This is a genomic window from Nonomuraea sp. NPDC003727 (genome assembly GCF_053586935.1).
On the sequence record NZ_JBSFNE010000036.1, the window covers coordinates 35,157 to 56,472 of the forward strand.

The 21,316-nt window shown below is 73.1% G+C and carries 25 protein-coding genes and 2 tRNA genes; 12 read left to right on the forward strand and 15 right to left on the reverse strand.

The features are described from left to right. Positions 1-10: 10 nt before the first annotated feature. Positions 11-1,090 (reverse strand): hypothetical protein, encoded by a 1,080-nt coding sequence (locus ACWDLG_RS43635; protein ID WP_449931327.1) that lies wholly within the window; start codon positions 1,088-1,090, stop codon positions 11-13. A gap of 47 nt (positions 1,091-1,137) precedes the next feature. On the opposite strand from ACWDLG_RS43635, the gene ACWDLG_RS43640 reads away from it, so the two are divergent. Continuing rightward, positions 1,138-2,064, forward strand: coding sequence for a DUF3616 domain-containing protein (locus tag ACWDLG_RS43640; protein WP_449931329.1), 927 nt, complete (start codon positions 1,138-1,140; stop codon positions 2,062-2,064). 24 nt (positions 2,065-2,088) lie between these two features. On the opposite strand, the gene ACWDLG_RS43645 is transcribed toward ACWDLG_RS43640, so the two are convergent. Beyond that, positions 2,089-2,718 (reverse strand): aminoacyl-tRNA hydrolase, encoded by a 630-nt coding sequence (locus tag ACWDLG_RS43645; RefSeq protein ID WP_354916568.1) that lies wholly within the window; start codon positions 2,716-2,718, stop codon positions 2,089-2,091. Beyond that, entirely contained in the window at positions 2,660-3,982 is a 1,323-nt protein-coding gene (locus ACWDLG_RS43650; protein WP_449931373.1) for an MFS transporter, read from the reverse strand. The genes ACWDLG_RS43645 and ACWDLG_RS43650 overlap by 59 nt, the downstream gene beginning before the upstream one ends. 63 nt (positions 3,983-4,045) lie before the next feature. Between ACWDLG_RS43650 and ACWDLG_RS43655 the strand changes: the two genes are divergently transcribed. Continuing rightward, the gene (locus ACWDLG_RS43655; RefSeq protein WP_449931331.1) at positions 4,046-4,996 is read left to right on the forward strand and encodes a GlxA family transcriptional regulator; all 951 of its coding nucleotides are present in this window, start codon (positions 4,046-4,048) and stop codon (positions 4,994-4,996) included. A gap of 213 nt (positions 4,997-5,209) precedes the next feature. On the opposite strand, the gene ACWDLG_RS43660 is transcribed toward ACWDLG_RS43655, so the two are convergent. Next, positions 5,210-5,668 (reverse strand): hypothetical protein, encoded by a 459-nt coding sequence (locus tag ACWDLG_RS43660; RefSeq protein ID WP_449931333.1) that lies wholly within the window; start codon positions 5,666-5,668, stop codon positions 5,210-5,212. Between the two features lie 37 nt (positions 5,669-5,705). On the opposite strand from ACWDLG_RS43660, the gene ACWDLG_RS43665 reads away from it, so the two are divergent. Further along, the gene (locus ACWDLG_RS43665) at positions 5,706-6,308 is read left to right on the forward strand and encodes a TetR/AcrR family transcriptional regulator (protein ID WP_449931335.1); all 603 of its coding nucleotides are present in this window, start codon (positions 5,706-5,708) and stop codon (positions 6,306-6,308) included. 179 nt (positions 6,309-6,487) lie between these two features. On the opposite strand, the gene ACWDLG_RS43670 is transcribed toward ACWDLG_RS43665, so the two are convergent. The 5 genes from ACWDLG_RS43670 to ACWDLG_RS43690 all read right to left on the reverse strand — a co-directional run bounded on the left by ACWDLG_RS43670 (position 6,488) and on the right by ACWDLG_RS43690 (position 10,053). Beyond that, on the reverse strand, positions 6,488-7,279 hold the full coding sequence (locus ACWDLG_RS43670; protein ID WP_449931337.1) for an ABC transporter ATP-binding protein: 792 nt from the start codon (positions 7,277-7,279) through the stop codon (positions 6,488-6,490). Beyond that, positions 7,276-8,283, reverse strand: a complete 1,008-nt coding sequence (locus tag ACWDLG_RS43675; RefSeq protein WP_449931339.1) for a FecCD family ABC transporter permease — start codon at positions 8,281-8,283, stop codon at positions 7,276-7,278. The genes ACWDLG_RS43670 and ACWDLG_RS43675 overlap by 4 nt, the downstream gene beginning before the upstream one ends. Position 8,284: 1 nt before the next feature. Then, positions 8,285-9,304 (reverse strand): ABC transporter substrate-binding protein, encoded by a 1,020-nt coding sequence (locus ACWDLG_RS43680; RefSeq protein WP_449931341.1) that lies wholly within the window; start codon positions 9,302-9,304, stop codon positions 8,285-8,287. 63 nt (positions 9,305-9,367) lie between these two features. Continuing rightward, on the reverse strand, positions 9,368-9,916 hold the full coding sequence (locus ACWDLG_RS43685; protein ID WP_449931343.1) for an MFS transporter: 549 nt from the start codon (positions 9,914-9,916) through the stop codon (positions 9,368-9,370). Positions 9,917-9,977: 61 nt separating this feature from the next. Then, positions 9,978-10,053: transfer RNA gene (locus ACWDLG_RS43690), tRNA-Ala, on the reverse strand. 117 nt (positions 10,054-10,170) lie between these two features. On the opposite strand from ACWDLG_RS43690, the gene rpmG reads away from it, so the two are divergent. Beyond that, positions 10,171-10,335, forward strand: a complete 165-nt coding sequence (gene rpmG, locus ACWDLG_RS43695; protein WP_449931345.1) for a 50S ribosomal protein L33 — start codon at positions 10,171-10,173, stop codon at positions 10,333-10,335. Continuing rightward, positions 10,332-10,577 (forward strand): type B 50S ribosomal protein L31, encoded by a 246-nt coding sequence (locus tag ACWDLG_RS43700; RefSeq protein WP_449931347.1) that lies wholly within the window; start codon positions 10,332-10,334, stop codon positions 10,575-10,577. The genes rpmG and ACWDLG_RS43700 overlap by 4 nt, the downstream gene beginning before the upstream one ends. A 168-nt stretch (positions 10,578-10,745) precedes the next feature. Here ACWDLG_RS43700 and ACWDLG_RS43705 read toward each other — a convergent pair whose 3' ends face one another. Then, entirely contained in the window at positions 10,746-12,266 is a 1,521-nt protein-coding gene (locus ACWDLG_RS43705) for a YfbK domain-containing protein (RefSeq protein ID WP_449931349.1), read from the reverse strand. 191 nt (positions 12,267-12,457) lie between these two features. On the opposite strand from ACWDLG_RS43705, the gene ACWDLG_RS43710 reads away from it, so the two are divergent. From ACWDLG_RS43710 to ACWDLG_RS43725, 4 genes are all read left to right on the forward strand, one after another. Then, positions 12,458-13,435, forward strand: coding sequence for a helix-turn-helix domain-containing protein (locus ACWDLG_RS43710; protein ID WP_449931351.1), 978 nt, complete (start codon positions 12,458-12,460; stop codon positions 13,433-13,435). 99 nt (positions 13,436-13,534) lie between these two features. Further along, positions 13,535-14,287 carry a YndJ family protein gene (locus ACWDLG_RS43715; protein ID WP_449931353.1) on the forward strand — a complete coding sequence of 251 codons (753 nt, stop codon included), beginning with the start codon at positions 13,535-13,537 and terminating at the stop codon, positions 14,285-14,287. A gap of 7 nt (positions 14,288-14,294) precedes the next feature. Continuing rightward, positions 14,295-14,768 carry a DUF1990 family protein gene (locus ACWDLG_RS43720; protein WP_449931355.1) on the forward strand — a complete coding sequence of 158 codons (474 nt, stop codon included), beginning with the start codon at positions 14,295-14,297 and terminating at the stop codon, positions 14,766-14,768. A gap of 60 nt (positions 14,769-14,828) precedes the next feature. Next, a complete protein-coding gene (locus ACWDLG_RS43725) occupies positions 14,829-15,602 on the forward strand; it encodes an alpha/beta hydrolase (protein WP_449931357.1) in 774 nt (257 codons plus the stop codon). A 4-nt stretch (positions 15,603-15,606) separates the two neighbouring features. On the opposite strand, the gene ACWDLG_RS43730 is transcribed toward ACWDLG_RS43725, so the two are convergent. From ACWDLG_RS43730 to ACWDLG_RS43740, 3 genes are all read right to left on the reverse strand, one after another. Then, positions 15,607-16,002 (reverse strand): DUF3224 domain-containing protein, encoded by a 396-nt coding sequence (locus ACWDLG_RS43730; protein ID WP_354916507.1) that lies wholly within the window; start codon positions 16,000-16,002, stop codon positions 15,607-15,609. A 36-nt stretch (positions 16,003-16,038) separates the two neighbouring features. Next, positions 16,039-16,827 (reverse strand): LLM class flavin-dependent oxidoreductase, encoded by a 789-nt coding sequence (locus ACWDLG_RS43735; RefSeq protein WP_449931359.1) that lies wholly within the window; start codon positions 16,825-16,827, stop codon positions 16,039-16,041. Between the two features lie 88 nt (positions 16,828-16,915). Continuing rightward, entirely contained in the window at positions 16,916-17,518 is a 603-nt protein-coding gene (locus ACWDLG_RS43740) for a hypothetical protein (protein ID WP_449931361.1), read from the reverse strand. Between the two features lie 91 nt (positions 17,519-17,609). On the opposite strand from ACWDLG_RS43740, the gene ACWDLG_RS43745 reads away from it, so the two are divergent. Next, positions 17,610-18,332: a hypothetical protein gene (locus ACWDLG_RS43745; protein ID WP_449931363.1), complete on the forward strand. Its 723-nt coding sequence runs from the start codon at positions 17,610-17,612 to the stop codon at positions 18,330-18,332. On the opposite strand, the gene ACWDLG_RS43750 is transcribed toward ACWDLG_RS43745, so the two are convergent. Next, positions 18,302-18,601: a hypothetical protein gene (locus ACWDLG_RS43750; RefSeq protein ID WP_449931365.1), complete on the reverse strand. Its 300-nt coding sequence runs from the start codon at positions 18,599-18,601 to the stop codon at positions 18,302-18,304. The genes ACWDLG_RS43745 and ACWDLG_RS43750 overlap by 31 nt on opposite strands. A 132-nt stretch (positions 18,602-18,733) precedes the next feature. Here ACWDLG_RS43750 and ACWDLG_RS43755 point away from each other — a divergent pair, with 132 nt between their 5' ends. Next, positions 18,734-19,432 carry a class I SAM-dependent methyltransferase gene (locus tag ACWDLG_RS43755; protein WP_449931367.1) on the forward strand — a complete coding sequence of 233 codons (699 nt, stop codon included), beginning with the start codon at positions 18,734-18,736 and terminating at the stop codon, positions 19,430-19,432. Further along, entirely contained in the window at positions 19,429-20,655 is a 1,227-nt protein-coding gene (locus ACWDLG_RS43760; RefSeq protein ID WP_449931369.1) for a glycosyltransferase, read from the forward strand. The genes ACWDLG_RS43755 and ACWDLG_RS43760 overlap by 4 nt, the downstream gene beginning before the upstream one ends. A 569-nt stretch (positions 20,656-21,224) precedes the next feature. Here the strand turns inward: ACWDLG_RS43760 and ACWDLG_RS43765 are convergent. After that, a tRNA-Ala gene (locus tag ACWDLG_RS43765) sits at positions 21,225-21,297 on the reverse strand. Positions 21,298-21,316 lie beyond the last annotated feature (19 nt).

Consider the following 21,316-nt stretch of genomic DNA (forward strand, 5'->3'; position numbering starts at 1 on the left):
TTCTCGTTCGTCAGCCTAGAACACGAACTCCCGACATGACGCGACGGATATCGGCCCATCTCTTCTTCTGGGTGTCGGGGATCGTGACGAACACCAGCGCGGGCCTGGCCTTGCCGGTGTCGAGCACGGCGACCGCCGCGACCGAGGCGCGCTTGCCGTACTTGACCTGGTAGTAGAGCGTCCAGCCCTTCTTGATCGGCTGGGCGCCGAGCCAGCGGATCACCGACCCCTTGGGGTGGTGGTTCAGCGTCCAGCGGGCGGCCAGCAGGGCGGTGTCGCGCAGCCGTTCCTGCGCCTCGATCGGCACGGGGCAGCTGACCAGCATCGCCCTCGGGCCGGCGCCCGCCTTGGGCAGCACCTGCCTGGAGGTGAAGGGCGCGGCGCCGTACCTCTTCCAGGGGGCGCGCAGGCGGGGCACCGACACGCCCGTCTTGGTGTCCTTGATCACGCCCATGGTCGCGACGGGCTTGCCGGTGAGCGCGCGCAGCCGGATACGGCCGGGCAGCTTCGGCACCCTGCGGTCGGCGGCCAGCGCCTCGAGCGCGGTGTATCCGGGGGCGATGGAGGCGCCGGGGCTCGGCGTCGCGGACGCGACGGGCGCCGCCACCGCCGACGGCACCACCGAGGGCGCCCCGGACGGCACCGCCGTAGCGGCCCCGGACGGCACGGGGGCGACGGCCGAGGGCGCAGTCGAAGGCGCAATCGAAGGCACGCCGGAGGAACCGGCCACGGTGGCCGCCGGCGAGGCGGCAGGGGCAGCGGTCGCCGGCGCGTCCGTGGATCCGGGCGAAGCAGCCGCCGAGGAGCCGGGAGTGGAAGCCGCCGAGGCGGGCGGCGAGGGGGCGGACGAGGACGGTACGGCCGGCGGCGCGGCGACCGGCCGGGCGGCGCCCTCGTCCGCGCCTCCTGACAGCGCGATGGCGAGCCCGCCGGCCACGAGCACGGCCAGCGCGGCCACGACGGCCAGCACCTGGTAGACCACCCGCATCCGCAGGTCGCCCAGGCGGCTGCGCCTGAGCGGAGAGCCCGCGGGCCGCCTCGCCTGATATTTCACCTGAGGCCCCGCGGCCCCACTCTCCCCATCGAGCACGATCGGGAGCGTACGACATATCGCGGGATTGCGTGTAGAAAGCACGAATGGTGGAACTTCGATTTGACCAGGCGTCACGCGCCGCGCAGACGCACACGAACCTGTCCGCGGTGCGCGTCGACGGGACGGGCCTGTGGGTCGCGGGCGACGAGACCGCCACCATCGAGCGACTGACCTGGACAGGCGCCTGCTACGACCACGAGCGCACGTTCCACCTGGCCGACTACGTCGATCTGCCGGCGGGCAGGGACGACGAGGCCGACATCGAGGGCATCGCGGTGGCCGACGGCCGGCTGTGGGCGGTCGGCTCGCACAGCCTCAAGCGCAGGAAGGCCAAGCCGTCCGACCCGGCCAAGGTGGCCAGGCGCCTGGCCACCGTGGTCCGCGAGCCGAACAGGTACATCCTGGTACGGCTCCCGCTGGAGGGGCCCGACGCGGTGGGCAAGGGCGCCATCCTGACGGGGCTGGACGACGTGCTGGCCCAGGACCCGCATCTGGGCCCGTTCACCGCCGTCCCCGGCAAGGACAACGGGCTGGACGTCGAGGGCATCGCGGTGGTCGGCGAGCGGGTCTTCCTCGGGCTGCGCGGACCGGTGCTGCGGGGCTGGGCGGTCCTGCTGGAGATCGACGTGCGCGAGCACCGGCCGGACCGGCTGCGGCTGAAGGGCTATCGCAAGCACTTCCTGGACCTGGGCGGGCTCGGCGTGCGCGACCTGTGTCCAGACGGCGACGGCTCCCTGCTGGTGCTGGCCGGTCCCACCATGAGCCTGGACGGGCCGGTCAGCGTCATGCGGTGGGACGGGGAGGGGCAGCAGCCGGCGTTCGTGACCGACCTGCCGTACGGGGTGGGGTGCGACCACCCGGAGGGGCTGGCCGCGCTCGGCGACGGCAGGTTCATGGTCGTCTACGACAGCCCAGCGCCCGAGCGGCTCACCCCGGAGGGCGGGGTGCTGGCCGACGTCATCACGATCTGAGCCACAGCCTGGACCGGCCCGGGTTCACGACCTGACCCGCAGCCACGGCACGTCGGCCACGAACGTGCACGACCCCGGCGCGATCTCGGTGAACCCCGCGTCGCGCACGACGGGCAGCCCGCTGCCGGCCAGGGCGTCGAAGTCGGCGGCCGGCCGTACCGACACGCGCAGGCCCTGGGCGCGCCAGGCCGCCCGCTGCTCGGGGGAGCTGGCCCACCAGGCCAGCTGGGCGGCATGGCCCGCCTGCGCCATCGCCTTACCCGCCGACATCTCCAGCGCGGGGTTCTCCCACAGCACCGGCGGCTCAGCGGGGCCCGGCCCGTCGGAGTCGGCCAGCTCGGTGCCGCCGACCTGCAGCCTGGCCAGGTCCTTCGGCCAGTCGTCCAGCGGGACGGGCGGGTAGACACGCACCTGCGCCGTGCGGTGCTCGATCATGCGGCCGGGCAGCGCCAGCGCCCTGCGCCATTCGGCGCCGCGCGCCCTGCGCACCACCTTGCGGATCCGGCCGGTCGACTGCCAGGCCTCCAGTTCCCCTGACCACTCGCCGGGGTCGGCGAGCAGATCGAGCACGGCCATGGCGGTCGCTTCGAGCGCGTCAGTGCGCTCGGGAGGGGTGGCCCGTTCGATCCTGACCACCAGCGGGAGCACCATCATGGGCTCCAGCATGCCGTATGGCGGGCAGCGCGGCTCGCGACGAGATGGCCACGGACATGGCCGCCGCCACGAGGCACAGCGCGCCGGCGACGTACCAGGCCAGGTCGTAGGCGCCCAGGTGGTCGCGGGTCAGCCCGGCGCCGACCGCCGCGATGGCGGCCCCCACCTGGTGGGAGGCGAACACCCAGCCGAACACGACGGCGCCGTCCGCGCCGTAGATCCGCCGGCACAGCGCCACCGTGGGCGGTACGGTCGCCACCCAGTCCAGGCCGTAGAAGACCACGAACAGCAGCATGCTCGGCTCGGTCGTGGCGGCGAACAGGCCGGGCAGCACCATGAGCGACAGGCCGCGCAGCCCGTAGTAGACGCCGAGCAGCATCTTCGGGTCGACCTTGTCGCTCAGCCAGCCGGAGGCGACGGTGCCGACGACGTCGAAGACGCCGACGAGGGCGAGCAGCCCGGCCGCGGTGGCCTGGGGCATGCCGTGGTCGTGCGCGGCGGGGATGAAGTGGGTGCCGACCAGCCCGTTGGTGCTGGCGCCGCAGATGGCGAAACCGCCGGCCAGGAACCAGAAGGCGCGCGTGCCGGCCGCCGAGCGCAGCACGGTCAGTGCCCTGACCGCGGCGTTGACCTTCGGCGGTTCGGGCCGGACGGCGGTGGCGGCGCCGAGCGCGGTGGTGCCCACGTCGGCGGGGTGGTCGCGCAGGAACACCCACACCAGGGGCACGACCAGCAGCGCCGAGCCGGTGACCGTGAGGGAGGCGACCCGCCAGCCCGGACCCTCGGCCAGCCAGGCGAGGACGGGGAGGAAGATGAGCTGTCCCGTCGCTCCCGCGGCGGTCAGGATGCCGGTGACGACGCCGCGGTGCCGGACGAACCAGCGGTCGGTCACCGTGGCCACGAACACCAGCGCCATGGATCCGGTGCCGAGGCCGACCAGCAGGCCCCAGCAGAGCACGAGCTGCCAGCTGGCTTCCATGAGGACGGTCAGGCCGCTGCCGAGGGCGACCAGGGTGAGCGCGGCGGAGACGACCCTGCGCATGCCGAAGCGGTCCATGAGGGCGGCGGCGAAGGGCGCGGTCAGGCCGTACAGGATGAGGTTGAGGGAGACGGCGAGCGAGATCTCGCCGCTGGACCAGCCGAACTCCTCGTGGAGCGGGGTGATCAGGACGCCGGGGGTGGCGCGGAACCCTGCGGCGCCGATGATCGCCACGAAGGCGACCGCCGCCACCAGCCACGCGCGGTGCACTTTCATGCCGCCCATCATCCACAGTCACTGGAATCAGCCGTGAGTGGCCGGAAAGCCAATATGTGAAAGAATCGGGCCATGGCCCATCGCGTCGCCGTGCTCGTCCTGGACGACTTCGCCCCGCTCGACCTGGGCATCCCCGGCCAGGTCTTCTGGGCCGCGCGTGACCGCGACGGCAGCCATCTGTACGAGGTGGTGACCTGCTCGCTCGACCGGGCGCCGGTCAGGACGAACGCGGGCTACAGCGTGCTGCCCGACCACGACCTCGACATCCTCGACAGCGCCGACACCGTGCTGGTGCCCGGCGTCCACGGCGGGCCCACGATGCGCTCGGGCACGATCCCGCCCGCGATCGCCGCGGCCCTCCAGAACCGTCCGCGGGTGATGTCGATCTGCACGGGGGCGTTCGTGCTGGCGGCGGCCGGGCTGCTCGACGGGCGGCCCGCGACCACGCACTGGATGAACGCCGACCGCTTCCGCGCCCTCTTCCCGAAGGTGCGACTCGACCCTGACGTCCTGTTCGTCGACGACGGCGACGTGCTCACCTCCGCCGGCGTCGCCTCCGGGCTCGACCTGTGCCTGCACGTGATCCGCCGCGACCACGGCAGCGAGGTGGCCAACAGGACGGCCCGCCGCTGCGTGATGCCCCCATGGCGGGAGGGCGGCCAGGCGCAGTTCGTGGACCGGCCGCTTCCCCAGCCGTCCGGCAACGGCACCGCCGCGACCAGGGGCTGGATGCTCGAGCGACTGGAGGACCCCCTCGACCTGGCCACCCTGGCCGCGCACGCCCGGATGAGCGTGCGCTCCTTCACCAGGCGCTTCCGCGAGGAGACCGGCCTGAGCCCGGCCAGGTGGCTGGCCCACCAGCGGGTCGAGCACGCCCGCCACCTGCTGGAGACCACCGATCTGGCGGTGGCCGAGGTCGCCAGGCGCGCCGGCTTCGGCACCGCGGTCTCGCTGCGCCAGCACCTGCACTCCGCCGTGGGCGTGTCCCCGTTGGCCTACCGGCAGACGTTCAGACAGTCCTAGTGGCGAATACTTCGCAAGAAGACCCCGGCTTCCACGACAATCCCGGGGTCGACGCGGCGACCTGCCGACCCGGCGACGCGACCCTCCCCTGGCCCCCTTGACGGGGTCTGGCCTCGCTCACCGGGGCCTGACCTCGCTCACCGGGAAGTGGCCGCTCATCGGGGAGTGGATCGCGAAGGCGACCTCGTCGACGTGGCGGCGCCCCGCGTGCTCTCACTCGCGGTACGGCACGCCGATCACGGGGGCGCGGACCGCCGTCACCAACGCCTCCCCCGCCAGCCCCACCCCCATCGACAGCTGGATCGGCCGGGCCTGGGCGGGCACGCCGTACCGGGCGGCCAGCACACCGACGCCGAGACCGGCGGCCGCCGAGACGACCCACACGGCCAGGGTGCGCCAGGTGTAGCGCTGGCACAGCACGCCGTCGCGCTCGAACAGCGCGGTCGTCGCGGCGCGGAGCGCGCCGAAGCCCAGGGCGACCAGGCCGCCGGCGACGAGCCAGAGCACGTCGACCGGCCCCAGCGCGACCTTGGACAGCGCGTGGATCCCGATGCCGGTCAGGACCAGGGGCGGAACGTAGACGTCGCGCGCGTTCAGCGGCTCGCCGATCAGGCGCCGGACCACGACGTAGCCGACCAGTCCCACGATCAGCAAAGTATTTAGCATGGTCATGCTAAATAAATTAGCAGAGGCGTGCTATAACGGCAACGTGCCGAAAATCGTCGATCCCGAGGCCCGCCGCGAAGAGGTCGTGGAAGCCGTCTTCCGCGTCGTGCGCCGCCACGGCCTCGAGCAGGCCTCGCTCCGCAACGTGGCCGAGGAGGCGGGCCTGGCCATCGGCTCGGTCCGGCACTACTTCGCCGGGCACACCGAGCTGATGGTCTTCGCCATGCAGGCCATGGCCGAGCGGGTGGAACGGCGCCTGCTCGAGCACGTCGAGCGGCTGGCTACCGCCGCCGACCGCATGCCCGTCGCCGAGTCGATGCTGGCCGAGCTGCTCCCCCTCGACGAGCGGCGGCGCGACGAGGCCACGATCTGGCTCGCGTTCGCGACCGCCGCGCGCACCCGCCCCGAGCTGCGCCCGCACGCCGAGGAGGCCTTCGACGGCATGCGCCGCCTGGTGCGCAGGGTGCTGGACGGCGCCCGCGCGCTCGGCCGCCTGCGCGAGGACGCCGACCTGGAGGTGGAGACCGACCGGCTGTGCGCGCTCATCGACGGGCTGACCGTGCAGGCGGTCCTGCACCCCGACCGCGTGGACGCCGGCACCATGACGCGCGCGCTGCGCGCCCACCTGGCGAGTCTGACCCGCTGATCCGGGGCGCGGAGCGGGCGACCCCGCTCCGCGCCCTCTCTGGGAACGCACCCACTCGGCGCCGTCGCCAGGAGCGCACCCACTCGGCGCCCTCCCTGGGAACACAGCCGCTCCGCGCCCTCGCCAGGAGCGCACGCTCTCGGCGCCCTCCGTGGGAACGCAGCCGCTCCGCGCCCTCCCTAGGAACGCACCCGCTCCGCGCGCTCGGCGCGCGCGAGGTCGACGGCCAGCGGGCTGGCCGCGTAGGTGATGCGCGCGACACCGTCGGGATGCGCGGCCACCTCCCCGACCACGCCGAAGACCTCGCTCAGCACACCGGGCGTCAGCGCGTCGAGCGGAGACCCCGCCGCGGCCACGCGCCCGTCGCACAGCACGACGAGCGCGTCACAGCTGCGCACCGCGAGGTCCAGGTCGTGCAGGACGGCGAGCGTGGTGACGCCGAGTTCCCGCACCAGCGCCAGCAGCTCGAACCTGGCCCTGATGTCGAGATGGTTGGTCGGCTCGTCGAGCACGAGCAGCACCGGGTGCTGCGCCAGCGCCTTGGCCAGCAGCACCCGCTGGCGCTCCCCGCCCGACAGCGCGCCGAACGGCCTGCCCGCCAGCGCGAGCGTCCCCGTGCGCCGCATCGCCTCCTGGACCGGCGCGCGCCCGTCGCCCTTGTGCGGCGTCCGGCCCAGCTCCACCACCTCCGCGACCGTCATGCCCGCCGGGATGGTGTTGTCCTGGAGCACGGCGGCGGTACGCAGGGCCGACTCGCGCGCCGACATCGCCCACACGTCGGCCTCGCCCAGCCGTACCGCGCCGCGGTGCGGGCGCAGCGACCGGTAGACGGTCCGCAGCAGCGTGGACTTGCCGCTGCCGTTGGGCCCGACCAGGCCCACGATCGTGCCCTGCGCCACCTCGACGGACACGCCGCGCAACACGGGAGTGCTGTCGAGCGTCACGGCGACCTCGTCGACGACCAGCCTCATGACGCCGCCACCTGCCGGTCGCGGCGCAGCAGCCACAGGAAGAACGGCGCGCCGAAGACCGCCGTGAGGATGCCGAGCGGGAGCTCGTTCGGCGCGTCGACGGTCCTGGACAGCAGGTCGACCAGCACCAGGTAGGCCGCGCCGACCAGCGCGGAGACGGGCACGACCCTGCGGTGGTCGGTGCCGAAGCACAGCCTGACCACGTGCGGGATCATGAGGCCGACGAAGCCGATGCCGCCCGCGACCGCGATGACCGCCCCCACCAGCAGCGAGGAGGCGGCCAGCAGGCCCGCGCGGGCGCGCCGTACGTCGAGGCCGAGCGCGGTGGCCGACTCCTCGCCCGTGACCAGGGCGTTGAGGCGCCTGCCGTACAGGGTGAGGACCAGCCCGCAGCAGGCCACCAGCGCGGCCAGCGGGCCGAGCTGGTCCCACTGGGCGCCGGCCACGCTGCCCAGCATCCAGAACATCACCGCGCCGAGCTCGTTCGGCGTCGCCTGGAGCTGGATGTAGCTGGTGACGGCAAGCAGGACGTAGCCGACCGCCACGCCCGCCAGCACCAGCCGCGTCGGGGTGAGCCTGCCGCGTTGCTGGCCGAGCAGGAACACCAGCACGGCGGCGCCCAGCGCGCCCACGAAGGCCGCCGAGGAGACGCCGAGGCCGCCGGCCGCGCCGGCGCCGAACGTGATCACCAGGACGGCGCCGACCGAGGCGCCCGACGAGACGCCGACCACCTGCGGGTCGGCGAGCGGGTTGCCGGCCAGCGCCTGCAACACCACGCCCGCGGCCGACAGGCCTGCTCCGGCGAGCGCCGCCAGCAGCACCCTGGGCAGGCGGTACTCCCAGATGATCTGGTCCTGGATCGGGTCACCGCCGGTGCCGGCGGTCAGGATGTTCCAGGTGTCGGCGATCGGCACGTTCACCGAGCCGATGCCGACCGCCACCACCATGGCGACGGCCAGCGTGACCGTGAGGACGACCACGCTGGGCAGCAGAGGCAGGCGCATCTCAGAACGCCTCCGGGTGGATGACCTTGGCGATCTTCTCGACGGCCGTGGCGTTGTTCGGCGCCACGTAGGCCGAGTCGGCCAGCACGACGTACTTCCTGCCCCAGTGGGGGAACTGGGCGAACAGCTTCCTGGCCTCGGCGTCGGGGTCGGGGTTGAGCCAGTCGACGATGACGACCGCGTCGACCTTCGTGGCCGCGATCTGCTCCTTGCTGAGGTTGGTGAACAGGTCGTCGGACGTGTGCTCGAAGGCGTTGACGGCGCCGGCCTTGGCGAAGATGTCGTTCCAGATGCCCTTGGCGCCGATGGAGCTGAAGGCGTTCGACCCCATGCTCATGCCGGGGATGATCAGCATCACCTTGGGCCTGGGCCGGCCGGCGACCTTGGCGGAGACGGCGGCGATCCTGCGCCTGGACTCGGCGACCAGCTTCTCGGCCCGGTCGCTCACGTGGAAGATGCGGCCCAGGTCGCGCAGGAGGGTGTAGCTGTCCTCGATCGACTGGTCCTGCCGGACGCCGACGCCGCAGGTGCTCTCGGGGGTGTAGGTGGCGGCGCCGGCCGCGCGCAGCTCCTCGCGGGTGGCGAAGCCGTCCCGCGGTTCGAACTGGCGCCCCGAGGTGGCCAGCACGAAGTCGGGCCGCAGGCCGAGCATCGACTCGCGCGGGATGTCGTTGAAGCTGGTGCGCTTGAAGCCGCCGCTGGGCAGCGCGGCCACCGCCTCGACCCAGCCCGGCTCGTCGGAGGCGCCGTAGGACTGGGCGTTGGCCACGATCCTGTCGCCCAGGCCGAGGGCGAGCAGCGAGGACACCTCGCCGATCGACCCGCCGTTCATGACGACGACGCGGCGTGGGGCGGCGGTGAAGGTGTAGTCCTTGCCGCAGTTCCTGATCGTCACCGGATAACCGGCCTCGGCCGCGGCGGAGGAGGAGGAGGAGGAGGGCTGGGGTCGGGCCGTGGGGGTGGTGGTTCCGCAGGCCGCCAGCATGAGGCAGGCGGCGGCGAGCATGGCGAAGCGAGACATGAACGTCCTTGGTTTCGGGGTACGGCGAGCGCCGGGCCGGCCTGATCGGCCGCCCGGATGGCGTTATCGAGCCCTCGCCGGAGGAGGTCCTCGCTCGCTGATCCCGCGATGGAGCATCGCCGTGCGCAGCACGGCAGGCTCGGCGAAGCCGGCCGACGCGCGCCGCGGGCCGGGAATCGCCGGCCAGACGGCCAGCAGGCGCACCAGGCGCGCCCCGAGACGGCGCAGCATCCCCCACAGCGCGGCCTCGCCCTTGGCCAGCCACACGGCGACCATGACGACGGCCCAGCCGTGCATGAGCAGCATGCCGAAGCCCGGGGTCAGGCCGTGGGCGTGACCGGTCAGCACCTGGACCGGGTCGGGGGCGTGCGCCGTGGAGAAGATCACGTGCAGCACGGCCTGCACAGCGGTCAGCAGCGGAAGGATCACCCGCAGCCCGCGCTCGCGACCCGCGATCGGCATGCCCGCGGCCATGGACACCGCGAGGCCGACCGCCGCGGTGCGGCCCGCGACGGGGCCTCCGGCCACCACGTGCGCCACCACGCCCATGAGCACGCACACCACGGCGAAGACCGCGGCACGGGCGAGGCGCAGGGGGAGGCCGGCTGACACGCCGACGATCATCCCATGGAATAGCGAATGGCCGGTGAGGGTTTCACCGGCCATTCGTGGGTGGTGGAGCTAAGGAGACTCGAACTCCTGACCCCCTCCATGCCATGGAGGTGCGCTACCAACTGCGCTATAGCCCCTTTGCGCTCTCGGCGCGAAGCCAGTCTATAGGACTCCGGAGGTGGTCGGTGACGGGAATACCGGCCGCGTGTCGCGAGTTGCAACGATTACCATTTTCGAGGGCGAGGAGACGTGAGATGGCCAGAAACGACCAGCGGCCCGTGATCAAGCTCAGGTCCACGGCGGGCACCGGCTACACCTACGTGACCACCAAGAGCCGCAGGAACGACCCCGACCGGCTCCAGGTCCGCAAGTACGACCCGGTCGTCCGCCGCCACGTCACCTTCAGGGAGGAACGATGAAGAAGAACCTGCACCCCGCCTACCGCCCGGTCGTCTTCAGGGACGCCAGCGCCGGCTACGCCTTCCTGATCCGCTCCACCGCGACGAGCGGCAGGACCGTCGAATGGACGGACGGCAACGTCTACCCCGTCGTCGACGTGGACGTCTCCTCGGCCAGCCACCCGTTCTACACGGGACGCAACCGCGTGCTGGACTCGGCGGGCCGGGTCGAGCGCTTCAACCAGCGGTACGGCAAGCGCTGACCGCCCGCCCGTGACGAGCGTGCGCCGGTCGCGCGCCCGTCACGGCACCCCTCCACGCGGCAGGCCGTCGGCCGGGCCGGGACCGACCACGGGGACGGCAGGACAGCTCTCTCCGGACTCGGGCAGGTCCAGGGCAGCATGGCGGACTCGTGCGAGGCCACCACGATGTCAACCGGCTGCGCCGGCCCGGCCGATCAGGTCCGCCAGTTCGGCCACGGCGGGGTCCTCGGTCGTCTCCGCCAGCCTGCCCGCCTGCTCGCGCAGCGTCGGCAGGTCCATGCCGAACGCCTCCCGGTCGCGCAGGTACAGGGCGAAGGCGGCGGCCACGACGTCGACCTGCAGCCGGGAGGGCGCCTCCTTCCACAGGGCGCCGCCCAGGTCGGCGGCGGCCACGGAGCCGGTGGCCTCGGCGGGCCTGCGGGTGTCGGGCTCCTGCCAGCGTACGGTGGCCGAGGCCAGCTGACCGGACGCGCCCGCGCGCAGCCGTACGGCGTAGAGGGCCGTGACGGAGTGTCCTGGGCCGACCTCGCCGCCGTCCTTGGCGTCGTCGCGGAAGTCCTCGGCCGCGAGCGCACGGTTCTCGTAGCCGACGAGCCGGTAGCTCTCGACCGCCGCCGGGTTGAAGACGACCTGCGCCTTGGCGTCGCGGGCGCGCAGTTCCAGGGTGGCGGGCAGCTGCTCGACGAAGACCTTGCGGGCCTGCTCGGGGGTGCTCACGTAGACGGCGGCGCCGTCGCCGTTGTCGGCGAGCTGTTCCATGAGCTCGTCGCCGTAGTCCCTGCCCACGCCGACTGACAGCAGCGTGATCCGCTTGCCGGCGTGCTCCTTGACCCGGTCGAGGATGGCCTGCCAGGTGGTGCTGCCGGTGTTGGCCAGGCCGTCCGACAGCAGCACGACCCTGTTGGTGGCGGCGGCGCGGAAGGCGCGCGCGGCCTCCTGGTAGCCGGTGAGCAGGCCGTCCTCCACGTTGGTCGATCCTTCGACGGCGAGCCTGTCGATGGCGGCGCGCAGGTCGGCGCGGGCGGCCAGCGGGGTCATCGGGGCCACCAGCGTGGCCTGGTCGCTGAAGGAGACGATCGACACCTGGTCGCCGGGGGCGAGCTGGTCGACCAGCGTGTGCAGCGCCTGCTTCACCAGGTCGAGCCGGCCGGGCTCGGCCATGGAGCCGGACACGTCGACGACGAAGGTCAGGTTCGCGGGCCGTCTGGCGGCGGCGTCGGCCGCCCTGGTCTGCAGGCCGACCCTGAGCACCGCGGTGTTGTCGTCCGGCAGCCTCGCGCCGTCGACGTGGACGGTGAACCCGTCGTCGGGCGGCTGGGCGTAGTCCTGGCGGAAGGCGTTGACGAACTCCTCGGGCCGCACCCGCCCCGGCTCGGGCCAGCGGCCCTCGGCGAGGGTACGGCGGGCGTAGCCGTAGGAGGCGGTGTCGACGTCCAGCGCGAACGTGGACACCTGCGCCGCCTCGGTGTCGGTCTCCCCGCCGTTCTCCTGCGTGGCCATGGCGGCCTTGCCGGCCGGGCTCTCGTGGACGCCGCCTCTGCTTGCCCGGGGGGCCGCAGACGCGGTCGCGCCGGACGGCTCGCGTGGCGCCGCCCGATCGTAGGTCGCCGTCGTCGACCCCTCGGGACCGCTCCCGCAGGCGGCCACCGTCAGCAACATCGCGATCACGACCAAGGGTCGGAGTCTCATCCCAACCACCTCCACCGCCTACGACGGGAAGGGCCGCGGCATGGCCGGGCGCGTGACGCAAGCGAGCATGATCCGTGTTCGATCCGTGATGGGCGGTGTCCAGCCCGGATCCCCCCGGCGAGGCCGAGCAGCAGGTGGGCGATGGCCGGGTCCCTCGCGGACTCCAGGAAGGCACGCCGTACGATCCAGCCATGCTGGTTCCGCTCCCGGCCCGGTCGCACGCGGTGGCCGCGCTGGCCGTCGACGGCATGTCGCCCTTCGAGCTCGGCTGCGTCGTGGAGATCTTCGGACTGCCCCGGCCCGAGCTGCGGGTGCCGTGGTACGACCTCAAGGTCTGCGCCGAGAGCGCCGAGCCGATGCGCGTGGTGGGCGGCTTCAGCATGCGCGCCGACCACGGCCTCGATGTGCTGGCTGGGGCCGACACAGTCATCGTGCCGGGAGTGGCCGACGTGCGGGGCGAGGTCTCCCCCGCGCTGGTCGGTGCGCTGCGGGCGGCCCACGCCCGAGGGGCCAGGATCGTCTCGATCTGCTCGGGCGCCTTCGCGCTGGCCGCCGCCGGCCTGCTCGACGGCAGGGAGGCGACGACCCACTGGAAGTACGCCGACCTGCTGCAGCTGCGCTTCCCCGAGGTGCGGGTCAACCCGGACGTGCTCTACGTCGACGGCGGGCGGATCCTGACGAGCGCGGGCAGCGCGGCGGGGCTCGACCTGCTGATCCATCTGGTCCGGACCGACCACGGCGCGAACGTCGCCAACGCCGTGGCCCGCCGCCTGGTCGTCCCGCCTCATCGGGAGGGTGGTCAGGCCCAGTTCATCCAGGCGGCCGTGACGGCGGTGGAGGACGACGACGCGGTGGCCAGGGCGATGGAGTGGGCCATGGCGCACCTGGCTGAGCCGATCACCGTGGGCGACCTGGCCAGGGTGGCGCACCTGTCCGAGCGCACGTTCATCAGGCACTTCAAGGCGCAGACCGGCACATCGCCGCTGCGCTGGGTGATCTCGCAGCGGGTCGCGGCCAGCCTGCCGCTGCTGGAGTCGACCGGCGCCCCGGTGGAGGAGATCGGGGCGGCGGTCGGGTTCGAGAGCCCGGTCACCTTCCGCCACCATTTCAGCCGCGCCATGCGCACCTCGCCGTCGGCCTACCGGCGGGCCTTCGGCGCCACCCGCTGAGACCGCCGCGAGCGCCCGGCGCGTGATCCCGGGGCGGCGGGCCACGGCTGACGGGGTCGGTCTATCCTGCTTTTGAACACGTTCAAAAGAGGAGGCGCTGTGAGCACGCTGGTCGGCGTCATCGTCACCCTCGGCATGCTGGTCGTCATCCCCCTGGGTCTGCGGCTGCTGGAGGTGCGGCCCTGGCCGTTCCTCGTCGGCGCCGCGGCGGGTGCGGCGTCGCTCTGGCTGCCCCGCGGCCCCGTCGCCGTCGCGCTTGCGGCGGTGTACGGCCTGGCCACCCTCTACCTGTCCGCGCACGCGCTCCCCCGCCTGCGCAGACCCGATCCCGTCCGGCTCGCGGCCGCGACCGCGCTGGCCACACCGTCGGTCGCCGCCGTCTCGCTGGTGGCCGAACGCGGCGGCCACCAGCTGTTCGGCTACTCTCCCCAGCTGCTCGCCCTGACCGTCGCGCACTTCCACTTCGCCGGGTTCGCCGCCGCGCTGGTGGCGGGGCTGGTCGGCAGGGCGGCCGGGTCGCGGGTCGCGGCGCTGACCGTCCCCGCGGGCACGCTGCTGGTCCTCGGCGGCTACTTCATAAGCGACTGGGTCGAGCTGGCCGGGTCCGCGGTGCTGACGGCGGGCATGTGGTGGGTGGGCTGGCTGGCGTGGCGGCGCTTCCGCGGCCTCTTCCTGCTGTCGGGCGCGGTGCTGGCCGTCACCATGATGCTGGCCATGGCGTGGGCGCTCGGCCAGGCCACCGGCCTGCCGCACCCCTCGATCGAGGTGATGATCGCCACGCACGGCGTCGGCAACGCCTTCGGATTCGCCCTCTGCGCCGTCGCCGCGCTGCGCCGGCTCGACCCCATGTGAGGCCGTCATGGAGTTCACCTATCCCGACGTCGGCGCGACACTGACCGGCGAGTTGCCCGCGGGTTACCGCCACCTGCGCCACTCGCGCGTGCTCAGGGCGCCCTTCGAGGTCGCGGCGGAGGCGCTGATGACCTGGCAGCCGCACCGCCGCCTCGGCCTGCGCCCGCGCGTCTCGGCGCCGCGCGCCGCGCCGGGTGTCGAGATCACCGTACGGCTGGCCGTGCTCCACGCCCCGTGCCGGGTGGTGTGGACGATCGAGGAGCCCGACCGGGCCGGCTGGGCGTACGGCACGCTGCCCGGCCATCCGGCCAGCGGCGAGGAGAGCTTCCTCCTCGAACGCCTGCCCGGCGGCGGGGCCAAGGTCACGATCATCTCGTTCAGCCGGCCGGCGAGCCCGCTCGCCCGGCTCGGCGGGCCGCTCGTCCCCGCGGCCCAGCGCGCCTTCCTGCGCCTGTACGCTCGCACGCTGGACCTTTACTGACAGGCCGCGGGCGACCAGGATCGGAGGGGTGAGCCACACCGGACGCCGGGGCCTGACGTGATGAAGGTCGTGCTCGCCGTCCTGACGGCCGGCACGGTGGCGCTGGCCATGCTGTGGGTGTTCCAGCGCCATCTGATCTATCTGCCCGACCCCGGCCCTGTGCCGTCCGCCCTGTCGGTCCTGCCCGGCGCCCATGATGTCACGTTCACCACCTCCGACGGCCTCACGCTGGCGGCCTGGCACGTCACCGGCGGACGCCGCGGGGTGACGGTCCTGGTGACGGGCGGCAACGCGGGCAACCGCCTGCACCGGGCGCCGCTGGCGGCCGCCCTGGCCCGCGAGGGCTTCGACGTGCTGCTCATGGACTACCGCGGCTACGGCGGCAATCCGGGCTCCCCGTCGGAGGACGGCCTGCTGCGCGACGCGCTGGCCGCGCGCGCCCTGGTGAAGGGGCCGGTCATCTACTTCGGAGAGAGCCTGGGCGCCGCCGTCGCCACCGCGCTGGCGGTCCGGCAGCCGCCCGTGGGCCTGCTGCTGCGCTCCCCCTTCACCGATCTGACGGCGGCGGGGCGGCACAACTACCCGTTCCTGCCGGTCGGGCTGCTGCTGCGCGACCGCCTGCCGGTCGCCGGGCCGCTGGCGTCGGTACGGGTGCCCACCACCGTGGTCTACGGCTCGCGCGACACGATCGTCCCGCCCGAGCTGAGCCGTGCGGTGGCCGCCTCGGCCGGTGGACCGGTCATGCTGGTCGAGGTCGAGGGGGCGGGACACAACGACAGGGCCCTGCTCGACGGGCCCGAACTCGTCGCCGCCGTCGTGGCCCTGGCGCGGTGAGCGGTCAGGGCAGCTCGTAGTCGAAGACGTAGGAGTGGGCGCCGTCGGGCGCGATGTGGATCTGGAGCGCGCCGCGCAGGCCCGCCAGCCGCCCGGTGCCGGAGCCCGGCACGACCGTGCAGGTGAGCGAGTCATCGCCGGAGTCGCTGACCGCGTTGTGCTGCAGGACGAACGTGCCCTCGCGATCCTCGATCCTGCCGGTGACCCGCTCCATCGCCACGTAGGACCGGGACACGTCGTGCTCCGACGATGAAACGATCATGGTGACGGTGCTCGACCCCTTCAGGTCGCCCTCGAAGGTCTTGCCGAGGGTGACGACGGCGAGCGTGACGCCGTCGACGGCGTCGTAGGGCTCCTGCGGGGTCCAGTCGAACGTGACGAAGCTTCCTTGTGCGGTCATGGACGCAAGCCTTCCGCCCATACCTGCCACCCTCTGTCAGGTACCGGCGAGAATCCGCACCACCGGCGCGAACGCCTCCAGGTAGTAGGCGTTGATCGAGATGTAGGAGACGCCGAGGCGATCCCGCCGCTTGCGCAGGGTCTCGGCCATCTCGTCGGGCGTCCCCTTGAGGAATCCCACACCGTGCGGCTCGCCGCCGACCTGCTGCCGCAGCCATGGCGGCAGCTCGTCGCCGATGGCGGCCACGTTGAGGTTGATCTCGAGCCGGGGGAAGCGGTCGCCCGCCACCTCGTACAGCTCGTCCAGCTTGGCGGCCAGCTCGTCCTCGGTGGCCTGGGCGGGCAGGGCGAGGGCGATGGTGTCGGCCCTGGCGGCGGCCAGGCGGAGCAGCCGGGCCCCTCCGGCGGCGACGAGGAGCGGCACGTCCCCGACCGCGTCGATGGTGTCGGCGAGGCGGGCGACGCGCTCGGCGGGCGTGCCGTACGGGACGCCGAGTACGGCGGTGTCAGCCTCGGCGCCAGGACGGCCCGCGCCGAGGCCCAGCTGGAAGCGGCCGTCCGAGAGGGTCTGCATGGTGCGCGTCTCCCAGGCCACCTGGCCCGGCGTACGGTTGGCGGCGCTGAGCACGTAGGTGCCGAGACGCAGCCGGGTCGTGGCGGCGGCCGCGGCGGCGAGCGCGGCGAACGGCGCGAACGTGCCCAGCGTGTCAGGGATCAGCAGGCTGTCGTAGCCGAGCTGCTCCGCGCGGCGGGCGAGCCCCGTCCATGCTTCGCCGCCGGGCGCCTGGCCCGCGACGGCGCCGAACCTGAAAGGGCGCGTGGTCATCTGGATCTCCTTCGTCGGATGTGCCCCCACGATCGCCCGCCGGCGGCCGGTGCGGCATCCTCCAGGAGTTGACGGTCCGGGTACTCCGTCAGGAGGAAGGCGGGGCCACGATCTTCACCGGAAGGCCCCAGGAGGAGAAGCGGATCGTGCTCTTCTTGGAGACGTCGCCGAGCGTGCCAGGCGGCTCGGTCCATCGGGTCACCAGCTTGGCCGGCCGTCCTGCGCTGTCGGTCGACAGCTTCCAGAAGATGAAGGCCGGGGCCTGCTGCGCGCTGCCCACGGTGGCGCGGTAGGAGGGCGAGGCCTGGTAGAGGGCGCTGCCGGTGATCATGCCCTTGGTGGCGAGCATGGCCTTCGTGGCGGCGGGGTCGAGGACGAGGACGGGGCTGAAGAAGGGGGTGCGCGCGCCCGGCCTGCTCGCCGACCTGACCCACTTCTTGCCGATCACGCCGCCCCGCTGGTAGGTGGCCGAGCCGGCGGCGATCGTGCGGACGGCCCCCTCGGCCAGCCCCGACCTGGCGCGGAAGTCGTAGGCGACCACTCCCGACCGGTCGAACTCCACGACGCCCCTGCGCTTGCTGACGCTGAAAAGATCGCCGTCGATCGCGGTCTCGGCCCGCTCGGTGAAGCGCACCCCCTGGCCGGGGACGAACTGCTGCTTGAGCGCGGTGACCGGATCAGGAGCGATCATGAGTAAGACGCTTACCGCGGCTGTCATCATGACGACTCATCGTAGTGATCGAGGTGATATCCGCCCGGACAGATCACCATAATGGTCCGCCATGCGGGAGCTTGCGGACTATGCGGCGACGATCGCCCCGCTGATCGACGCCGTCCACATCGACGTGCACGCCACCAGGCGGGAGAAGGGGCTGGAGTACGTGCGCCGGTCCGGGCTGCGCGCCGGCTTCCTCATCGACCAGCGGTACGTGCTGCCGCTGCGGCCACTCACCCGCGCGGGGCTGGCGGCCGTCTACCGGTACGGCACCGCCGGCGAACAGGCCGACGAGGTGGCGGCACAGCTGCGGCAGGGCGCCCTGCGCGAGGACGAGCACGGCAGGCTGCACGCCACGCCCGCCACGCTGGCCTTCATCGACGGGCTCTACGACCTGCACGGGCAGGCCACCGCCCTGCTGTGGAGCGGGCGGGAGGGCCTCGTGGCCGAGGTCGCCGCGCTGCTCCGCAGGCTGCTGGACGGGGCCGAGCGGATGCCGGGCGGGGCGCTGGAGCTGATGGCTCCGCCGTACGAGCCGGAGGGCGTGCCCGGCGGGGTGATGCTGTTCAACCGGCTTGCCGCGTTCCGCTATCACCGGGCCGACGCGCACGCCGCCGCGTGGCAGGCGGCGGGCCTGACCGCCGGGGAGGTCACCTCGCTGCGCGAGGGGCCGCTGTGGGAGGCGGTCGAGCGGGACACCAACCTGCGGGCGGCGGTGCCGTACGGGTTGCTGACCGGGGCGGAGCGGACGCTGCTCCTTCAGGGCCTGCGGACGCTGGCCAAGGTCTGAACCTCGCCCTGCTCGTCGCTGACCAGCGCGTCGATCGCGGCGAAGAAGGCGGCGATGCCGGGCAGGTCGGCGCCCTTGGCGCGCGAGGCGGCGAAGTCGTCGGCCGAGCGCCAGTCGACGATGTCGAGCCATTCGTCGTCGGCCAGGCGGACGAGCCTGGCGCCGAGGAAGCCGGCGCGGTCGGCCGCGAAGTCGGCCTCCATCCCGGGCCGGGCGGCCAGCAGGTCGGCGGCTCGGGTGGCCTTGAAGCGGGTCAGTTCGACGAACATGACGAACTCCTCTCGAGGTTCCTGCCGCCATAATAGTCAATATTAGTGACTATTTCCATTTTGCTCTGGATTGTGCCGCTCCGACCCGCCAGGATGCTGCCTGGAATCGCGGGTTTCGCCACTGGGAGAGCAATGGAAGCCGCCGAGATCAGGCGCGCAGTAGAACTTGAGGACCGGCACTGGTGGTACCGGGAGCGGCGGGCCATCCTCGCCCGCGAGCTTCGCAGGATCGGACGTCCGGGACGCGCCCTCGACGTCGGCGCTGCGGGCGGCGGCAACACCCGGGTCTTCCAGCGGTACGGCTGGCACGCCCTGGCCGTCGACCGGTCCGGCACCGCCGTCGCCCACGCCAGGCGGCGCGGCGTCGCGGCCGTCATGGCCGACCTGTGCGGGCTGCCTCTGGGCGAGGCGGAGTTCGACCTGGTGACGGCGCTGGACGTGCTGGAACACATCGACGACGACCACACCGCGGCGGCCGAGATCGCCCGGGTGCTGAAGCCCGGCGGCACCGCGTTCATCGCCGTGCCGTGCGACATGCGCCTGTGGTCGGCGCACGACGTCGCGCTCGGCCACGTGCGCCGCTACACCCGCCAGGGCCTCACCGAGGTGATCGAGGGCTCCGGGCTGGTGATCGAACGCCTGTGGAGCTGGAACGTGCTGCTGCGACCCGTCGCCGCCCTCCGCCGGCGCAACGCGACGGGCTGCGACCTGCAGGCGCTGCCGGGGCCGGTGAACCTGGCGCTGACCGCCGTCGTCATGGCCGAGCGGTACCTGCCCGTCTCCGGCCTGCCCGGCGTCTCCCTCATGGCCCGCGCCCGGCGGCGGCCATGACCACCACCGTGGAAGGGGTGCCGTTCGTCACCGACAGCGCCACCGGGGCCGCCGGGGTCCCCGGAGGCCCGAGGGCCACCACGGTCGACGTCATCATCCCGGTGCTCGACGAGGAGCGCGCCCTGCCCGGCTGTATCGAGACCGTGCACCGGTTCCTGCGCGAGTCCTTCCCGCTCCCGTGGCGGATCACGATCGTCGACAGCGGCAGCACGGACGGCACCTGGGAACTGGCCCGCCGCCTGTCACGCGACCTGCCCGGCGTGGCCGCCGTCAGGCTCGAGACGGTCGGCAAGGGGGCGGCGATCAGGGCGGGCTGGTCGGCCAGCGGCGCCGACGTGGTGGCGTTCATGGACGTCGACCTGTCGACGGAGCTGCCCGCCCTCCTCCCGCTGGTCATGGCCGTCGTCTCCGGCCACTGCGAGATCGCCATCGGCAGCCGGCTGCTCGGCGGGGCGCGCATCCGGCGCAGCTTCCGCAGGGAGGTCATCTCCCGCGGCTACAACGGGCTGCTGAGGGTGGGCTTCAGGGCCGGGTTCACCGACTCGGCCTGCGGTTTCAAGGCGGCCAGAGCCGAGGTGATCAGACCGATCCTCGCCAAGGTCGCCGACGACGCGTGGTTCTTCGACACCGAGATGCTGCTGATCGCCGAACACAACGGCGCCAGGGTGCGCGAGGTGGCCGTCGACTGGACCGAGGACGCCGACTCCAAGGTCCGCCTGTGGCGCACCGCCTGGGCCGACCTGCGCGGCATGGTGCGGGTGGCGCGCGCCCTGTCCTCGGGCGCGGCCACCGTCGAACTGCCCCGGCCGCCCGACCCGGCGCCCGCGCCCTCCCCACCGGCCCGGATCGCGCTGGTCCGCAGGCTGGTGTCCTTCGGGCTCGTCGGGCTGGCCTCCACCGTCGTCCACGCGTTCCTCTACCTGCTGCTGCGGACGGCCCTGCCGGTCGAGGCGGCCAACCTGCTCGCGCTGGCGGCCACCGCGGTCGTCAACACCGAGGCGCACCGGCGGTGGACCTTCAACCGGCGCGCGGGCCGGCGGGTCGTCGCCCACGCCCGCGCGGGACTGCTGTTCCTGCTGAACTACGCGGTCACCACGACCGCCATCGTCGTGACCGGAGCGGGCCCGCGCTGGACGGAGGGCCTGGCGCTGGTGTGCGCGTCGCTGGCGATGACCGCGATCCGCTTCACACTCCTGGACCGCTGGGTCTTCCCCCGCCGCTAGCCATCGACCATGCCCGCCCGCGCGACATCCGGATGCCCGAACGGCGAGCGTCCGGATGCCCGAACGGCGGCCGCACGTCCGCCGCGGGCCCGGCCGGTGACGCCCTCCTGACGATCCTGGGCGGCGCTCTCCCAAGGAGCGCTCTCCCAAGGACGGCAGGACCCCGAAGCCGGGGCCGGGGCCGGGGCCGGGGCCGGACGGAAGCGGCACGGTGTCGCTCCGGCCCGCCGTTCCCGGTCGTTCAGCGCGGACGGCAGACGCGGCTCGACGAGGACCAGAGCGGACCCCGGCAGGAGAGCGCGCAGGCAGACCGGGCAGAAGGCCGCAAGCGGGCCGGAGAGGATCGAAGGCCGGCCGGACAGAAGACCCGAAGCGAGCCGGAGAAGATCGAAAGCGGGCCGGACAGAAGACCAGTAGCGGGCCGGAGAGAGGATCGCGAGCGGGCCGGTCACGGGAGCGTCTGACGGCCCTGCGCCCGTGCCGGTGGCCGAAGGGAGGTCCGCACGATGTCCGGCCGCGGCGGGAAACGCGACAGCGGCGGTGTCCGGATGGACACCGCCGCTGGTCGGTGGAGCTAAGGAGACTCGAACTCCTGACCCCCTCCATGCCATGGAGGTGCGCTACCAACTGCGCTATAGCCCCTTGCGATGTTGGACAGTGT

What these genes read in the sequence shown, in the direction of transcription:
- ACWDLG_RS43640 (WP_449931329.1), top strand. Translation starts at nt 1,138, where the DNA reads ATGGTGGAACTTCGATTTGACCAGGCGTCACGCGCCGCGCAGACGCAC.
- ACWDLG_RS43645 (WP_354916568.1), bottom strand. Translation starts at nt 2,718, where the DNA reads ATGATGGTGCTCCCGCTGGTGGTCAGGATCGAACGGGCCACCCCTCCC.
- ACWDLG_RS43650 (WP_449931373.1), bottom strand. Translation starts at nt 3,982, where the DNA reads ATGGGCGGCATGAAAGTGCACCGCGCGTGGCTGGTGGCGGCGGTCGCC.
- ACWDLG_RS43655 (WP_449931331.1), top strand. Translation starts at nt 4,046, where the DNA reads ATGGCCCATCGCGTCGCCGTGCTCGTCCTGGACGACTTCGCCCCGCTC.
- ACWDLG_RS43660 (WP_449931333.1), bottom strand. Translation starts at nt 5,668, where the DNA reads ATGACCATGCTAAATACTTTGCTGATCGTGGGACTGGTCGGCTACGTC.
- ACWDLG_RS43670 (WP_449931337.1), bottom strand. Translation starts at nt 7,279, where the DNA reads ATGAGGCTGGTCGTCGACGAGGTCGCCGTGACGCTCGACAGCACTCCC.
- ACWDLG_RS43675 (WP_449931339.1), bottom strand. Translation starts at nt 8,283, where the DNA reads ATGCGCCTGCCTCTGCTGCCCAGCGTGGTCGTCCTCACGGTCACGCTG.
- ACWDLG_RS43680 (WP_449931341.1), bottom strand. Translation starts at nt 9,304, where the DNA reads ATGTCTCGCTTCGCCATGCTCGCCGCCGCCTGCCTCATGCTGGCGGCC.
- rpmG (WP_449931345.1), top strand. Translation starts at nt 10,171, where the DNA reads ATGGCCAGAAACGACCAGCGGCCCGTGATCAAGCTCAGGTCCACGGCG.
- ACWDLG_RS43700 (WP_449931347.1), top strand. Translation starts at nt 10,332, where the DNA reads ATGAAGAAGAACCTGCACCCCGCCTACCGCCCGGTCGTCTTCAGGGAC.
- ACWDLG_RS43705 (WP_449931349.1), bottom strand. Translation starts at nt 12,266, where the DNA reads ATGAGACTCCGACCCTTGGTCGTGATCGCGATGTTGCTGACGGTGGCC.
- ACWDLG_RS43710 (WP_449931351.1), top strand. Translation starts at nt 12,458, where the DNA reads ATGCTGGTTCCGCTCCCGGCCCGGTCGCACGCGGTGGCCGCGCTGGCC.
- ACWDLG_RS43720 (WP_449931355.1), top strand. Translation starts at nt 14,295, where the DNA reads ATGGAGTTCACCTATCCCGACGTCGGCGCGACACTGACCGGCGAGTTG.
- ACWDLG_RS43725 (WP_449931357.1), top strand. Translation starts at nt 14,829, where the DNA reads ATGAAGGTCGTGCTCGCCGTCCTGACGGCCGGCACGGTGGCGCTGGCC.
- ACWDLG_RS43730 (WP_354916507.1), bottom strand. Translation starts at nt 16,002, where the DNA reads ATGACCGCACAAGGAAGCTTCGTCACGTTCGACTGGACCCCGCAGGAG.
- ACWDLG_RS43735 (WP_449931359.1), bottom strand. Translation starts at nt 16,827, where the DNA reads ATGACCACGCGCCCTTTCAGGTTCGGCGCCGTCGCGGGCCAGGCGCCC.
- ACWDLG_RS43740 (WP_449931361.1), bottom strand. Translation starts at nt 17,518, where the DNA reads ATGATCGCTCCTGATCCGGTCACCGCGCTCAAGCAGCAGTTCGTCCCC.
- ACWDLG_RS43745 (WP_449931363.1), top strand. Translation starts at nt 17,610, where the DNA reads ATGCGGGAGCTTGCGGACTATGCGGCGACGATCGCCCCGCTGATCGAC.
- ACWDLG_RS43750 (WP_449931365.1), bottom strand. Translation starts at nt 18,601, where the DNA reads ATGTTCGTCGAACTGACCCGCTTCAAGGCCACCCGAGCCGCCGACCTG.
- ACWDLG_RS43755 (WP_449931367.1), top strand. Translation starts at nt 18,734, where the DNA reads ATGGAAGCCGCCGAGATCAGGCGCGCAGTAGAACTTGAGGACCGGCAC.
- ACWDLG_RS43760 (WP_449931369.1), top strand. Translation starts at nt 19,429, where the DNA reads ATGACCACCACCGTGGAAGGGGTGCCGTTCGTCACCGACAGCGCCACC.